Source organism: Niastella sp. OAS944, assembly GCA_024809215.1.
Taxonomy (GTDB): Bacteria; Bacteroidota; Bacteroidia; order Chitinophagales; family Chitinophagaceae; genus Niastella.
Map to the genome: position 1 here is coordinate 39684 of JANUBW010000009.1, position 13746 is coordinate 53429.

Genomic DNA, 13746 nt, shown 5'->3' on the forward strand with positions numbered 1-13746 from the left:
TTCTTAGTTTTTAGTTCTTAGTTTCTTGTTAAAGGGGAGGAATAGTTGATCAAATAGCTCCTTATTTATATACTGGCGGTCAAAAATGCGGTATAGTTGAGATTGGCATTCACAGGCAGAACCATGAGAAATTTCAAGGAATTGCACAAACTCAAGATTTCCACCTCTGCCAAATCCTAAAGAAAACTAAAAACTAAGAACTAAAAACTTAAAACATAGTTCAGTTGCTAAGTTAACATCTTACTAACCTGCTCCCCAATAACCGGAGAGAGTGCTACTCCCATCCCACTCATTCTCACCGCACAAAAAACGCCCGAACTCACTTCTTTTACTATTGGTAACTTTTCATTACCCATTCCCATAATGCCACTCCATCTATCGGTGATCTGGTATTTGTAACCGGGCAAAATGTGAGTGCTGAGAAAATGTTCTAACTCCTGTTGTATTTTTTCGGTGATCTCGAGCTCGGTGGTTTCTTCTTCTTCAAATGCTTTATTTCGCGCGCCACCTAATAATACCCGGTTGCCAAGGTTGCGGAAATAATAATATCCTGCATCATAGTGAAATGTTCCTTTGAGCGGAAGATCATCAATAGGGGAAGTAACAAGAACCTGCCCGCGGGCAGGAACAATATTTAGATCGGGCAGTAGCTGACGGGCAAATGCATTGGTGCAGATGAGTATCTGTTTGGCTTTTAAATGTATTAACTGGTTCGTGTATAATACTACGTTATCATCCACTTTTTCAAAACCACTGATCTCGATGGCATTTAATACCGTAACACCCATGCCTTGCACTTCCTGTAACAGGGCCTGGCATAACTTGCCGCTATGAAGATACCCTTCGAGTTTGTTTTCGATGAGATAGTCAACATGATGTAAGCCCAGCTCATTTATCTTTTTGCTGGCATCTTTAAATGTTCTTTTCTTACCGGTTATATCATGTAGTAATTTGTTCAATCGTTCTGTTTCATGTTCAAGCTCACTCCGTTGCCTGGTATGGTTGGGTGGAAATAATTCATAGCCGCCGCAGAGTTCAAAATCAATGGCCGGTTCTTTGAACACTTTGCGAATGCGTTGTAACCCCTTGTATCGCATTTCAACCAGTTGAAGCATATTGTCTTCGCCAAAACGGCTGGCATCTTCAACCAGTTCGGTAACACTGCCAAAACAGGCAAAGCCGGCATTGCGGGTACTGGCCCCGGTGGGAATAATACCTCTATCTATAATGGCTATTGATATTTTGGGGTCTTTCTTTTTAAGATGCCAGGCGCACCATAAGCCTACAAGTCCGCTGCCAACAATGATCACATCTTTGGGTGCATAAAAACTTTCTTTTTCCCAGATCGATATTTGCATTTTTATAATTTTACGCCTTAATCTTGCATAATATAATCAGTAAACAATTGATGATGAAAAAAATTATCCAATTATTATCCTGTGTAATTCTATTAGGGCTGTTTACCAGTTGTGAAAGTACCCAGCAGATCCTGAAGCAGATAGAGCCTTATGCTACCGGCGCCGCTGGCGGGTTAAGCACCACTGAAATTGCTTCAGCCTTAAAACAAGCCCTGGAAGTGGGTGCTCAAAACTCTTCGAGCAAACTTTCGGCCGTTGATGGTTTTTTTAAGGACGCCGCAATAAAGATATTATTACCTACTGAAGCGCAGAAAGTTGAGAAAACTTTACGCGATCTGGGTATGGGAAGCCTGGTTGATAAAGCCATTTTATCGGTGAACCGGGCGGCTGAAGATGCTGCCAAGTCGGCCGCACCGATCTTCGTTGATGCCATTAAAACCATGACCATTCAGGATGCATTGGGTATTTTAAAAGGCGGCGATTTTGCTGCTACCAATTATCTGAAAACAAAAACCACCACTGCATTAACGTCGGCCTTCAAACCAGTTATTGAAAGTTCATTATCAAAGGTAGGCGCTACCAAATATTGGGGCGATGTGTTTAATGCCTATAATAAGTTTGCTACGAACAAGATCAATCCCGATTTGAGTGGTTTTGTAACGGAGAAAGCGATCGGTGGCATTTTTTACCAGGTTAGTTTGGAAGAGCAGAAGATCCGTAAAGATCCTGTTGCCCGCGTTACCGATCTGTTGAAGAAGGTGTTTGGAAGTAAAGAGGCGCAGGGTTCATAGTTCACTGTTTACAGTTCACCGTTTTAATAAAAGGATCATCGGAGGGTGGTCCTTTTTTTATTTATTAGCAGAAACAGATGGAACAACAATACTTCCATTAGCTATCCGCTTGCTTTTAAATGTAAAGGAAACAAATATGAATGTTACTATCAATCCCACGGCAAGGCCCCATAAAATATAGCCCGACCGGCTTCTTATGCGGAACATATTCAGGTCGTTCAACAGGGTTAATAGCAGCATGCAAACGACCGTTGTAATTGTAAAAATGACGCTGTACGAGAACAAAACAGGCCATGGGTTAATTTCCATGTTCTAAATTTAAACATTAATTGGCGGCTTTCATAGCCCTGGCAGCCTGGCAACAACAATATTATTTATTGTCATGTCCCAAGGTTCAGCTCCTTCATTTCAAAATAGCATTTTTCACACACCAGTTTAATATCGGCAAACTCCATGGAGGTTTTATTCCATTCGCCTTCCTGTTGTCGTACCTTTTCACATTCGTTGCACCAGGCCATGAAATCGTCATCTTCATCCAGGCTCAGTTCCATCCCCTCAAACGTCTCAAAAGCTTCTTCAAAACCTACTTTGTCCACATGGTTCAAATGCCGGCAAACGAATGCCCTTCTGCGGTATTCGTGCTCCTCACATTCAACGTATTTGCTTTTGATGTTTTCGGCGGTTTCATTGTCAACAAGGCCAATTATTACCATAAAGATCTTAAGGTGGTCAGCAACCGGTCGGTAAACGCCGATGCCGTTTGTTAGCTTTAAGGCAATGGCGGTGAATTCCCAAGCTTCATATTCGTCACTGGAAAAATAGCCGTTTGTAAGTTTTGGGAAATGGGAGGTTTCACCGAACTCCCTGATAACATTAGCCTGGTCTTTAACATTGTCGAGCGTATGATCATTGTCCCACGACCACTTCCATGTTTTTGTATTTTCCGAAAAGGTGCCTATCTGAATATAGGAGAAGTTTATTTGGTCGTTTCCGGTAGAAAAAGTCAGAAGCCCCGTTGCCTGGTTATAAAACCAATTTTCATAGTTGTTTATATTATAATCTGAATGAAATTTGGCTTGTATCAATTCCTGCTCTTCAGCACATTTTTGTACAAAGCTATCGTAGTCTGAAGTCTTCATAAGATGTTACTTTTCACACTAAAATAAAGAATTCATGGTACCAATAAAAAAAGGACCACCTGAAACAGATGGTCCTTTTTTATGATGTGATATCTTAATTAGATATGAATTGCTTCGCCATAAGCTACTTCAATAGCTTCCTTAATATTCTCACTCATGGTTGGGTGAGGGTGAATGCTATCAAGTACTTCGTGGTAAGTAGTTTCCAGTTTACGGGCAACTACAGTTTCAGCGATCATTTCAGTTACGTTGTAACCGATCATGTGCGTACCGAGCCATTCGCCGTATTTAGCGTCGAAGATAACTTTGATGAAACCTTCGTTATGTCCGGCAGCAGAAGCTTTACCTGCAGCGCTTAATGGGAATTTACCCACTTTAATTTCGTAGCCGGCATCTTTGGCTTGCTTTTCGGTTAAACCAACAGAAGCGATCTCTGGTGTGCAATAAGTACAACCTGGTACGTTGCCATAATCGAGGGCTTCTGGCTGGTGGTTGTATTTCTTTTCACCGTAAGCAATGCTTTCAACGCAAATGATACCTTCTTTAGAAGCTACGTGCGCCAAAGCCTGGCCAGGTACGCAGTCGCCAATGGCGTATACACCTGGTACGTTGGTTTTGTAATATTTATCTACAGTGATCTTGCCTTTTTCGGTTTTAACACCCAGTTCTTCGAGGCCAATACCTTCGATGTTAGCAGCTACACCCACAGCGCTCAGTACTACATCGGCTTCGAGGGTAACTTCACCTTCTTTGGTTTTTACTTTGGCTTTAACACCATTACCGCTGGTGTCAACGCTGGTTACTTCAGAGCTAAGCATAATTTCAATGCCGTTCTTTTTGAAGTTCTTTGCCAGTTCTTTTGAAATTTCTTCGTCCTCTACAGGTACAATGCGGTCCATGAATTCAACGATGGTCACCTTAGTGCCCAGGGTTGAGTAGAAGTAACCGAACTCAACGCCAATAGCGCCACTACCTACTACGATCATGCTTTTAGGTTGCTGAGGCAGCACCATAGCTTCGCGGTAGCCAATGATCTTTTTGCCATCTATTTTCAGGCTGGGCAGTTCGCGGCTGCGACCACCAGTTGCCAGAATGATATGTTTTGCTTCAACGATCTGGGTTTTGCCATCGGTGCCTTTTACTTCAATCTGACCTTTGGCTTTCAATTTTCCGAAGCCCATGATCACGTCGATCTTGTTCTTCTTCATGAGGAAGGTAACGCCTTTGCTCATTTTGTCGGCAACGCCGCGGCTGCGTTTGATCACTGCCGAAAAATCAGGGGTACCAGTAGCCTCGATACCATAATCTTTTGAATGCTTAATGTATTCAAATACCTGGGCGCTTTTTAGCAGGGCTTTGGTGGGAATACAGCCCCAGTTCAAACAAATACCACCCAGACTTTCTTTTTCAATAATTGCGGTTTTGAATCCCAGTTGAGATGCCCGGATAGCTGCCACATATCCGCCGGGGCCGCTTCCGAGAACTACTACGTCGTATGCCATTTCGATTTACGATTTTAGATTTTACGATTTACCGATTCTTCCGGCAGTATTCTATTACTGACTTATCTTATTTTTTCTAATAAAGACCTGCGAAGCTACTCGAAAATGAGAAAAGAGCAAAAAAAAGGGACGAACACGTTCCCGGAGGTTTTCGAATAATATTTATTGTGTTACATATTCCTTTTTTTTACACAGCCCCGAAAAAAATAGTTAATAACCCGTTAGAGGGTCAGCGCAGGTTGGTGCAATTTATTACCTTCATTCAACAACCGCCGCTATGAAAAAGTTTATCAAGGCTATAGTAGCTGTAATTCTTATCATTATTGTTGGGTTTTCTGCTTATGCCGTTATTTCGGGCCGCACTTACCTGTTTGAGGCGGTATGGTATAATTTTGCCAATATCGACGATTATAAAAAATTCAGCAACAACCCGGTTGTCACCGGCGACCCGCAACCCTGGAACATTTCAAACGATTATAACAAAAATCCCCTGCCGGCCGACCTCAAAAAGATGCTCGAAGACCTGCAGACCGTTGCCGTGCTGGCCATTAAGAACGATTCAGTTTTATACGAATTTTATTGGGATGGCTACAGCGATTCCTCCTTATCTGGTTCCTTTTCCATGGCCAAAAGCATTACCAGCCTGCTGGTAGGCGCCGCACTTAAAGAAGGTAAGATCAGATCTTTGGAAGAACCGGTGGGTAATTATCTGGAAGAGTTCAGAACAGGGGAGCGGGCCAAAGTGCGTATTGTTGACCTGCTTACCATGAGCAGTGGCTCCAATTGGGACGAATCATATGCCAATCCGTTTTCAGTTACCACCGAACTGTATTACGGGCATGATCTATATAAAACCGCAACCGGCGTTTCTGTCGTACAACAACCGGGTACGCTGCACAGATATAAATCGGGCGACACACAATTACTGGGGCTTATTGTTGAAAAAGCCACCGGTAAATCGCTTAGCGCTTACGCTTCGGAAAAATTGTGGCAACCTATAGGTGCCGAACATGCGGCATTATGGAGCACCGACCAAATTGGCGGCAGCGAAAAAGCCTATTGTTGTTTTAATTCAAATGCCCGCGATTTTGCCCGCCTGGGCAAACTGATGCTCGACAGCGGCCGCTGGAAAGGTAATGAGATCATTTCATTGGATTACTACCAGCAATCGATAAAACCCTGCCTCATACCCGACGAAACCGGCCAGCCCTGTAAGTACTATGGGTATCAGTGGTGGATTACCCCCAGCCGTCCCGAGGTGTTTTATGCCCGCGGTATTCTGGGACAATATGTGATTGTTATTCCTTCCAAAAAAACAATCCTTGTAAGGCTTGGGAAGAAACGGGCCGATAAGCGAATTGACAATGCGCCGGCCGAAGTGAATGCATTGATCCAATGGGGGCTAACCTTTTAAAGTTCTTAGTTTTCAGTTCTTAGTTCTCAGTTCTTTTATTCAAAACTCAAAAGTAAATCCAGGCCTCGCTTTTGGCTGGTAGCTGTCTTGTATTCGCCTTCAGCCTTCAGCTTTCGGCTTTGGCCTTCAGATTTCAGCCGCTAATGTTAAATTTTGGGCGCAGGCCCAACATTCCCCTATTGATATTTGTAATACAGGCTGAAACGAGTTTAAATGTTTAAACTCTTCATACATTTGCAGCTTTAATTTAAATTATGAAACTGGATTTACTGGCAATAGGCGTTCATCCTGACGATGTGGAACTGAGCTGTTCGGGAACGATCCTAAATGAAATAAAGCGGGGCAAGAAGGCCGGGATCCTTGATCTTACGCAAGGAGAATTGGGCACACGGGGCACTATTGAGACCCGGTATGCCGAGGCAGCCAAAGCCGCCGAAATTATGGGAGTACATGTTAGGGCCAACCTGAAAATGCGCGATGGCTTTTTTAAGAACGATGAAGAACATCAGATGCAGCTGATAAGGGCCATCAGGACCTGGCAGCCCGAAGTGGTGCTGGCAAATGCCCTTACCGACCGCCATCCCGATCATGGCCGGGCGGGGCAATTGATTTCCACGGCCTGCTTTTTATCGGGTTTGGCTAAAATTGAAACAACCGACGAAAACGGAAGGCCACAACCAAAATGGCGCCCTAAATATATACTGCATTATCTGCAGGACTGGTACCATGAACCAGATCTGCTCATTGACATTTCTGATGTGTTTGAGCAAAGGATGGAAGCGGTAAAAGCCTATACCACCCAGTTCAATGTTGAAATTGGAGGTGATGGTCCGCAAACCTATATTTCATCGCCCGATTTCCTCGATAGCGTTATTGGCCGCGCCCGCATGATGGGGAAACGTATTGGCGTGAAATATGCAGAGGGATTCATATGTGAAAAGAAGATAGGGATCAGGAATCTGGATGCTTTGTTGCAAGTTGAAACTTAGGATTGACTGGTAAAAGAAACCGAGATCTTTAAACATTGAACTAACAACTGAAAATGGCAAAAGTAAAAATAGGCATGGTGCAAATGAGCTGCACCAACAATAAGGAAGAAAATCTGCAAAAAGCGATTACTAAAGTACGTGAGGCGGCAGCCAAAGGTGCGCAGATCGTTTGTTTACAGGAGTTGTTCACTTCGCTGTATTTCTGCGATGTGGAAGATTATGAAAACTTCAAACTGGCAGAGCCCATACCTGGCCCTTCAACCGATTCGTTGAGCAAGGTAGCGGAAGAAACCGGTGTGGTGATCATTGCTTCTTTGTTTGAAAAAAGAACACAGGGTATTTATCACAATACAACCGCGGTGATCGATGCCGATGGTAAGTACCTGGGTAAATACCGTAAAATGCATATTCCCGACGATCCGGCGTATTATGAGAAATTCTATTTCACGCCTGGTGATATGGGTTATAAAGTATGGAAAACAAAATATGCCACTTTTGGTGTGCTCATTTGCTGGGACCAATGGTACCCCGAAGCTGCGCGTATTACCACTTTGATGGGCGCCGAAATTCTGTTCTACCCAACAGCTATTGGCTGGGCAACTTCGCAAGACGATGCTACCAATGTTGAGCAATACAACGCCTGGCAAACTATTCAACGCGGTCATGCCGTTGCCAACGGTGTGCACGTAGTTAGTGTTAACCGGGTTGGACTTGAGCAGAACGGTGCTATGAAATTCTGGGGCGGTTCATTTGTAAGCAATCCGTTCGGCACTGTATTATACCAGGCTTCGCCCGATAAAGAAGAAGTGCATGTAATGGAACTGGACACAGCTACAACCGATCGCTATCGTACGCACTGGCCGTTCTTACGCGACCGTAGGATCGATTCTTACCAGCCGATCACGAAGCGGTTTATTGACGAAGACTAAGCATAATTAGCTAATGTGATAATTTGCTGATGTGCTAATTAATACAAAGAAATACGAATATAGAAATAAGAATGGCATCATTTCAATTTCCAGATACACCTACACCAAAGCAACTGGGTTATTATTTTCCTGCTGAATTTGCGCCGCATACCGCTACCTGGTTAAGCTGGCCGCATAAGGAAGCTTCATGGCCCGGTAAAATTGAAAGCATTTATCCTAAATACTGCCAGTTCATAAAAGAAGTAGCAGTAGGTGAAACAGTGTGCATCAACGTGGTTGATGAGGCCATGAAGGCATTTGCCATAAAGTGTTTGCGCGAAGCAGGCGCCGACCTGGGCAGGATCCAGTTCTTTATACATCCTACCAACGATGCGTGGTGCCGGGACCATGGTCCGGCCTTTTTAATAAACCCCAATGCCGATGTTAAAAAAGTGATCGTTGACTGGGGGTATAATGCCTGGGGTAATAAATACCCGCCATACGATCTCGATGATGTTATTCCAACTTTAATAGGTAAACATTATGATATTCCTGTTTACAATCCGGGGATTGTAATGGAAGGTGGTTCGGTTGAATTTAACGGACAGGGCACCATACTCACATCAACTGCCTGTTTATTAAATGAGAACCGCAATCCGCATTTGAACAAGCAGCAGATTGAAGAATATTTATACAACTATTATGGTGCTGAACAGGTGTTGTGGGTTGATGAAGGTATTGTTGGCGATGACACAGACGGGCACATTGATGATACTGTTCGTTTTGTAAATGCCAATACTGTGTTGACTGTAATAGAAGAGAACAAACAGGATGAGAATTATGAGCTGCTGCAACACAACCTGCGTCAGTTGAAGCAATTGCGTTTGTTGAACGGCCAGCAGTTGAATATTGTAGAACTGCCCATGCCCGATGCAGTGGTGTATGAAGATCAGCGTTTGCCAGCCTCTTATGCAAATTTCTACATTGCTAATGCTGCAGTGATAGTTCCTACATTTCGTTGCGAGAAAGATGATAAAGCGTTGCAGATAATACAGCAAAATTTCCCCGATCGAAAAGTGATAGGCATCGACTCTACTGATATTATTTGGGGATTAGGAAGTTTCCATTGTTTAAGTCAGCAGGAGCCGGCTGTTTAGTGCTGAGTTTTTAGTTCTTAGTTCACAGTTAGTGGCTTTAAGATATAAAATAGCCCTAATGAGGTAAGTTTTACTTCATTAGGGCTTTTTGTTTTGGTTTTTAATGTTGGAATTTCTTTTTTTAGCATCGTTTTGGTGTTTGTCGTTTAGGTTTTCATGGAGATAAGTTAAGATGCAGGGAAAATAAATTTAAAGTTCATAGCCAGAAGTGAAATGATTGTCATTTAGAGTGTAGGATCAACAAAAACAAGTTTAGGATGTGCCATTCTAAACTTATAGCTACCCATTCTAATCTAAATATCAGAAAAATGGAACTAAGGTTGGTGATGATAAGGCTATTAAGGGCGATCATTAGTTTGGTATTGCCTGTTCATAACGTAGGAACGAGGATAATTAGATTAGGATTTCGTATTTAAAATTAAATTATCCCTTTTTAACACTAATTGGTCTGAATTTTATGCTAAAGGCCCCCCGTTTTAAACTAACAAGTACCTATTTAAAGCTAACTTTCTTCATTGTAAATCAAAAAGCCCATTTTCTAAACTAAGTAGCGCTCATTTTATACTAAATGGTCTTCATTTTAATCTAACTAGCTCTGTTTTAAATTAACTGTGCTCATTTCATACTAACAGATGCAGTTCATAACTCATCGTCTGTAGTAATGAAATAAGTTGACGATAATCAAGTCCGTTAGTTTCGTAATTATATAAAGTTAGTTTAGATTTATAATATATTTATTCTTCAATAATAATTCGTACAATGGATAACAAAGACATAAATAATATAAAACATCCCGTAGTTACCATAGATAAGTCCCTTGATAAATATAATGGGAAAGTGATCTTTAAGGAGAAATTAGACAAAGCAAATAAAATGCTTAAAACTTATGGCGTACCTAAGTCTGAGCAAAAGAATTCTGAAAAGAATCCCAATAATTAATGAAGGAGTTTAGTAAAGAATATAAAGAGTTCAACGAAGCATATCTACCTATTATTCATATTGACAAATCCCTTGAAAAGTATAAGGGAAAAGTAATTTTTAAGGAGCAATTGGACGAGGCTAATAAGACACTTAAACGTGTTGGGCTTCCAAAACCTAAGGATAAGAAATAGTGTATATGAAAAATAAAGGTTTAATAAAACCTAAATACCCAGGTATTTACATAGATAAGACCCTCGATGAAAAATATGCCGGGAAAGTGCTCTTTAAAGAAAAATTAGATGAGGCCAACAGAGTACTTAAAACTTACGGCGTACCTAAGTCTGCGCAAGTGCCTTCTGAAAAGAAATAGTAAAATCAAGGGCCGGCATTTAGCCAGCCCCGCATTACCCGTCCTTTAAAGAATATTTTCAAGGTATTTGTATCCAGAACCTGTATTAAGTAATAATATCTTCTCTGCACGCTGCACAATTCCTTCATGCACCAATTGCAATAACGCACTCCATAATGCGCCGCCCTCAGGAGCAATGATCAATCCTTCTTTTCGTGCTATTTCTTTTACCGCGGCTACCATTGCACTATCGCTTACAGCCAGCGGTTGCCCTTTCGATTCGCGTAATGCTTTTAACATCATATCTTCTGCAAACGGATTTGGTACTGCCAATCCATTGGCCAGGGAGGGTTTACCAACATAGCCTTTTGCATTGGGTTGTAAGCCTTTCCAGGTTTGTACAACGGGTTGGCAGTTCTCTGCCTGTATTGCATACAGTCGCGGAAGTTTGTCACCGATCCAACCCATTTGCTGCATTTCTTTAAATGCCTTCCACATACCTATTAACCCTGTGCCGCCACCAGTTGGGTATAAGATCACATCGGGCAGCGTCCAATTGTTTTGCTCTGCAATTTCGTAGCCCATGGTTTTTTTGCCTTCAAGGCGGTAAGGCTCCTTCATGGTAGAAATATCGAAACAGCTGATGTTCTCTTTTAACTGTGCTACTTTTTTAGCGCAATCGCTAATGAGGCCATCAACCAAAATTAATTCTGCTCCATATAACTCGCATTCATCTTTAAATACCTGCGGGGTATGGCGTGGCATTACTACTATGGCTTTTAGTCCTGCTTTGGCGCAATAGGCTGCTAATGCGCCACCGGCATTACCTGCTGTTGGAACTATGCAGGTGTTTACGCCAAACTCTTTTGCTTTTGACACGGCTGCACTTAATCCTCTTGCTTTAAATGAACCGGTTGGATTTTTGGATTCATCTTTCAATACAAGATTTGGTAATTCATATACTGCCTGTAAGCGTTTTAATTCCAAAATGGGCGTCATGCCTTCTCCCAGGCTTACAATATTTTCTTCTTCTAAAACAGGCAATACTTCTTTGTAACGCCACATAGTAGCCGGCCGGTTGTACAGCACCGTTTTAGATGGTACTTCTGCCAGGTTATATTGTGCTACCAATGGTTTGTTACAACAGGAAGAAAATGTTTGCTGTTCAAATGCGCTGTATGGTTGTTCGCACTGCGAACACACGAGCTGATGTAGTGCGGTGAGTGGTTGTACTGTTTTCATTGTTCCGTAATGACAGCGTAAAAGTAACAACCTGCTGCAAGTGAAACGATACCGTTTGCTTATACGCTATAACTTTTTGTTATAGTGACTGGTAGCCAGTTTAATGAAGAGCTGGTTAATACGATCGGTTTCTGAACCGCGGCGCTGCATAAAATAAAACTCACGATGTATTTGTAAACCTGCGATGGATAACCGAACCAGCTCACCATTTTTTAGTTGACGCGCTACCGAGCGTAAAGGCAAAAAGCCTAAACAAACATCGTCGAGTAAAAAATTCTTCAAGGCCTCGGTTCCACCCAAAACTATTTTATGTTGCAGATCGGCAATGCTTATTTTACATTTTTGCAATGCTTCGGTAACGGCGCTGAGAGTACCGCTGCCTCTTTCGCGTAAGGCTACAGGTATATTTTTGAGTTCTTCCGGTGTAATGTTTTTCTTTTTCACCAGGCTGCTTTTGGCACTGCATACCGGTATTACCTCATCGGTTAAAAAGAATTGATATTTTACCGAGGTAATGGTGTTACGTCCTTCGGTAATGGCCAGGTCAATTTCATGATCGAGCAGGGCTTTTAAAATATTCTCCGAATTGCGGTTGATAAGGGTGAGATCGATATTGGGGTATTGTTGATGAAAGGCTGAAAACACAGGTGGAATAACATACAGCGATATGGTGGTGCTGGTACCCAGCGTAAGTGAACCACGTGCCTGCTGCAGGTTCTTTTGTTTGGTAAGATCAAATTCAAGCTGGCGCTGCAGCTCGCGGCCCTTAACTACATATTCAAGCAGTATTTTGCCTTCGCTGGTGAGTGATACCGAATTGCCCTTGCGTTCGAACAGGCTTACTTTATAACTTTTTTCAAGCGATTGAATATGCTTGGTAATAGCGGGTTGGCTGATATATAAAACATCGGCAGCTTTTGAAAAGCTGAGGTGGGTGGCTACCTCAAAAAATACGATATGACTGTAACTTAGCATTTAGCGAAAAAAGGCGCAACTTTTCAGCTACGCCTTTGTGATATTTTGAACTGTTGTTATTCGTGTATTGCAACAATGGGTATATGACTGTGATAGGCCAGCTTTTTAGTATGGCTGGTTTTAAACAAACCGCTGAGGAAAGAACGCTCGCGCGGAACGATCACAATAAGATCGATATTCTTATCGTCGGCAAACTGGCTGATGGCATCGAAGAAATCATATTGCCTGATGAAGTAGAACTCAGGCGAATATCCTGTTAACATGGTTTCCAGTTTCTTTCTTTCTGCTTTGTATTCGTCAGTCAGCTCAACATAGTGTTCGCTATCTACATTTACAATGTGAAGGGCTGGCTTAAACAGGTCGAGGGTAGCTTTTAGCGGTGCAACCGGAATAGTGGTATCTACATCTTTAAAGTCGCTGGCCAGCACCACATTTTTGATCTTGCGGTATTTTGCGTCTGGCGGAACGATCAAAACAGGGCAGGCGCTTTCCTTGGCCATTTCGAGCGTATTGCTACCCATAAAGATCTGTTCAAGGCGGGTGGCGCCGGTGATTCCCATTATTACCAGATCAATTGCCTGGTAGCGAACGTAACGGGTGAGGGTCTCCACAAGGGAGGTGCCCTTTTCCATAACAAATTCAATGGGCACCTTGGATACGGTAAGCAGTTCTTCCGACAACTGGCTGAGGGCCTGTGTAAGAATGATACGACGATCGTCATCGTCTTCGGTTAATGGAGTGCCGTCTGAGCCGCCTGTTATCTTATCTGACACATGGATCAAAACGATTTTAGCATCCTGGAGATCTGCAACCATTTGAGCGGCGAACAGTGCTGCATTCTTCGATGTATCCGAAAAGTCAGTTGGTACCAGAATCTTCTTCATGTATTTGATTGTTTTTGGGAAGTTACAAATTAAACCTCATTCAATAAAGAGGATCAATCGTTTGCATGAATTTTAGTGGAAGTGAGCGGAGATTTTCCCTTAATTTTAAAAATCCTG

At 42.4% G+C, this 13746-nt stretch carries 14 protein-coding genes and 1 pseudogene; 7 read left to right on the forward strand and 8 right to left on the reverse strand.

Annotation, left to right across the window (positions count from 1 at the left end):
- Positions 1–3: 3 nt before the first annotated feature.
- Together GGD38_RS28420 and GGD38_RS28425 are read right to left on the reverse strand one after the other, a co-directional pair.
- Positions 4–165 (reverse strand): annotated as a pseudogene (locus tag GGD38_RS28420) (four helix bundle protein); the annotation flags it as partial.
- A gap of 62 nt (positions 166–227) precedes the next feature.
- Complete coding sequence (locus GGD38_RS28425; RefSeq protein ID WP_375302871.1) at positions 228–1358, reverse strand: NAD(P)/FAD-dependent oxidoreductase; 1131 nt, start codon at positions 1356–1358, stop codon at positions 228–230.
- 53 nt (positions 1359–1411) lie between these two features.
- Between GGD38_RS28425 and GGD38_RS28430 the strand changes: the two genes are divergently transcribed.
- Positions 1412–2149 (forward strand): DUF4197 domain-containing protein, encoded by a 738-nt coding sequence (locus GGD38_RS28430; protein ID WP_375302870.1) that lies wholly within the window; start codon positions 1412–1414, stop codon positions 2147–2149.
- Positions 2150–2206: 57 nt separating this feature from the next.
- Here the strand turns inward: GGD38_RS28430 and GGD38_RS28435 are convergent, their stop codons facing one another.
- The 3 genes from GGD38_RS28435 to lpdA form a co-directional block, all read right to left on the reverse strand.
- Positions 2207–2458 carry a hypothetical protein gene (locus GGD38_RS28435; protein WP_375302869.1) on the reverse strand — a complete coding sequence of 84 codons (252 nt, stop codon included), beginning with the start codon at positions 2456–2458 and terminating at the stop codon, positions 2207–2209.
- A gap of 71 nt (positions 2459–2529) precedes the next feature.
- Positions 2530–3288 (reverse strand): DUF6882 domain-containing protein, encoded by a 759-nt coding sequence (locus GGD38_RS28440; RefSeq protein ID WP_375302868.1) that lies wholly within the window; start codon positions 3286–3288, stop codon positions 2530–2532.
- A 98-nt stretch (positions 3289–3386) separates the two neighbouring features.
- Positions 3387–4790 carry a dihydrolipoyl dehydrogenase gene (gene lpdA / locus GGD38_RS28445; protein WP_375302867.1) on the reverse strand — a complete coding sequence of 468 codons (1404 nt, stop codon included), beginning with the start codon at positions 4788–4790 and terminating at the stop codon, positions 3387–3389.
- A gap of 277 nt (positions 4791–5067) precedes the next feature.
- Here lpdA and GGD38_RS28450 point away from each other — a divergent pair, with 277 nt between their 5' ends.
- The 6 genes from GGD38_RS28450 (at position 5068) to GGD38_RS28475 (ending at position 10549) form a co-directional block, all read left to right on the forward strand.
- Positions 5068–6204: a serine hydrolase domain-containing protein gene (locus tag GGD38_RS28450; protein WP_375302866.1), complete on the forward strand. Its 1137-nt coding sequence runs from the start codon at positions 5068–5070 to the stop codon at positions 6202–6204.
- 254 nt (positions 6205–6458) lie between these two features.
- Positions 6459–7193, forward strand: a complete 735-nt coding sequence (bshB1, locus tag GGD38_RS28455; RefSeq protein WP_375302865.1) for a bacillithiol biosynthesis deacetylase BshB1 — start codon at positions 6459–6461, stop codon at positions 7191–7193.
- A 53-nt stretch (positions 7194–7246) separates the two neighbouring features.
- Positions 7247–8122 carry a carbon-nitrogen hydrolase gene (locus GGD38_RS28460; protein WP_375302864.1) on the forward strand — a complete coding sequence of 292 codons (876 nt, stop codon included), beginning with the start codon at positions 7247–7249 and terminating at the stop codon, positions 8120–8122.
- Between the two features lie 71 nt (positions 8123–8193).
- The gene (locus GGD38_RS28465) at positions 8194–9258 is read left to right on the forward strand and encodes an agmatine/peptidylarginine deiminase (protein ID WP_375302863.1); all 1065 of its coding nucleotides are present in this window, start codon (positions 8194–8196) and stop codon (positions 9256–9258) included.
- 759 nt (positions 9259–10017) lie between these two features.
- Positions 10018–10197, forward strand: a complete 180-nt coding sequence (locus GGD38_RS28470) for a hypothetical protein (protein WP_375302862.1) — start codon at positions 10018–10020, stop codon at positions 10195–10197.
- Between the two features lie 178 nt (positions 10198–10375).
- Positions 10376–10549: a hypothetical protein gene (locus tag GGD38_RS28475; RefSeq protein ID WP_375302861.1), complete on the forward strand. Its 174-nt coding sequence runs from the start codon at positions 10376–10378 to the stop codon at positions 10547–10549.
- 45 nt (positions 10550–10594) lie between these two features.
- Here the strand turns inward: GGD38_RS28475 and GGD38_RS28480 are convergent, their stop codons facing one another.
- From GGD38_RS28480 to GGD38_RS28490, 3 genes are all read right to left on the reverse strand, one after another.
- The gene (locus GGD38_RS28480) at positions 10595–11770 is read right to left on the reverse strand and encodes a threonine synthase (RefSeq protein ID WP_375302860.1); all 1176 of its coding nucleotides are present in this window, start codon (positions 11768–11770) and stop codon (positions 10595–10597) included.
- 66 nt (positions 11771–11836) lie between these two features.
- The gene (locus GGD38_RS28485; RefSeq protein WP_375302859.1) at positions 11837–12745 is read right to left on the reverse strand and encodes a LysR substrate-binding domain-containing protein; all 909 of its coding nucleotides are present in this window, start codon (positions 12743–12745) and stop codon (positions 11837–11839) included.
- A gap of 56 nt (positions 12746–12801) precedes the next feature.
- Entirely contained in the window at positions 12802–13629 is an 828-nt protein-coding gene (locus GGD38_RS28490; RefSeq protein WP_375302858.1) for a universal stress protein, read from the reverse strand.
- Positions 13630–13746: the final 117 nt, after the last annotated feature.

Bases quoted from the DNA above. Each gene is read 5' to 3' on its own strand.
- GGD38_RS28425 (WP_375302871.1), bottom strand. From the start codon at position 1,358: ATGCAAATATCGATCTGGGAAAAAGAAAGTTTTTATGCACCCAAAGAT.
- GGD38_RS28430 (WP_375302870.1), top strand. From the start codon at position 1,412: ATGAAAAAAATTATCCAATTATTATCCTGTGTAATTCTATTAGGGCTG.
- GGD38_RS28485 (WP_375302859.1), bottom strand. From the start codon at position 12,745: ATGCTAAGTTACAGTCATATCGTATTTTTTGAGGTAGCCACCCACCTC.
- bshB1 (WP_375302865.1), top strand. From the start codon at position 6,459: ATGAAACTGGATTTACTGGCAATAGGCGTTCATCCTGACGATGTGGAA.
- lpdA (WP_375302867.1), bottom strand. From the start codon at position 4,790: ATGGCATACGACGTAGTAGTTCTCGGAAGCGGCCCCGGCGGATATGTG.
- GGD38_RS28490 (WP_375302858.1), bottom strand. From the start codon at position 13,629: ATGAAGAAGATTCTGGTACCAACTGACTTTTCGGATACATCGAAGAAT.
- GGD38_RS28440 (WP_375302868.1), bottom strand. From the start codon at position 3,288: ATGAAGACTTCAGACTACGATAGCTTTGTACAAAAATGTGCTGAAGAG.
- GGD38_RS28480 (WP_375302860.1), bottom strand. From the start codon at position 11,770: ATGAAAACAGTACAACCACTCACCGCACTACATCAGCTCGTGTGTTCG.
- GGD38_RS28450 (WP_375302866.1), top strand. From the start codon at position 5,068: ATGAAAAAGTTTATCAAGGCTATAGTAGCTGTAATTCTTATCATTATT.
- GGD38_RS28470 (WP_375302862.1), top strand. From the start codon at position 10,018: ATGGATAACAAAGACATAAATAATATAAAACATCCCGTAGTTACCATA.
- GGD38_RS28465 (WP_375302863.1), top strand. From the start codon at position 8,194: ATGGCATCATTTCAATTTCCAGATACACCTACACCAAAGCAACTGGGT.
- GGD38_RS28435 (WP_375302869.1), bottom strand. From the start codon at position 2,458: ATGGAAATTAACCCATGGCCTGTTTTGTTCTCGTACAGCGTCATTTTT.
- GGD38_RS28460 (WP_375302864.1), top strand. From the start codon at position 7,247: ATGGCAAAAGTAAAAATAGGCATGGTGCAAATGAGCTGCACCAACAAT.
- GGD38_RS28475 (WP_375302861.1), top strand. From the start codon at position 10,376: ATGAAAAATAAAGGTTTAATAAAACCTAAATACCCAGGTATTTACATA.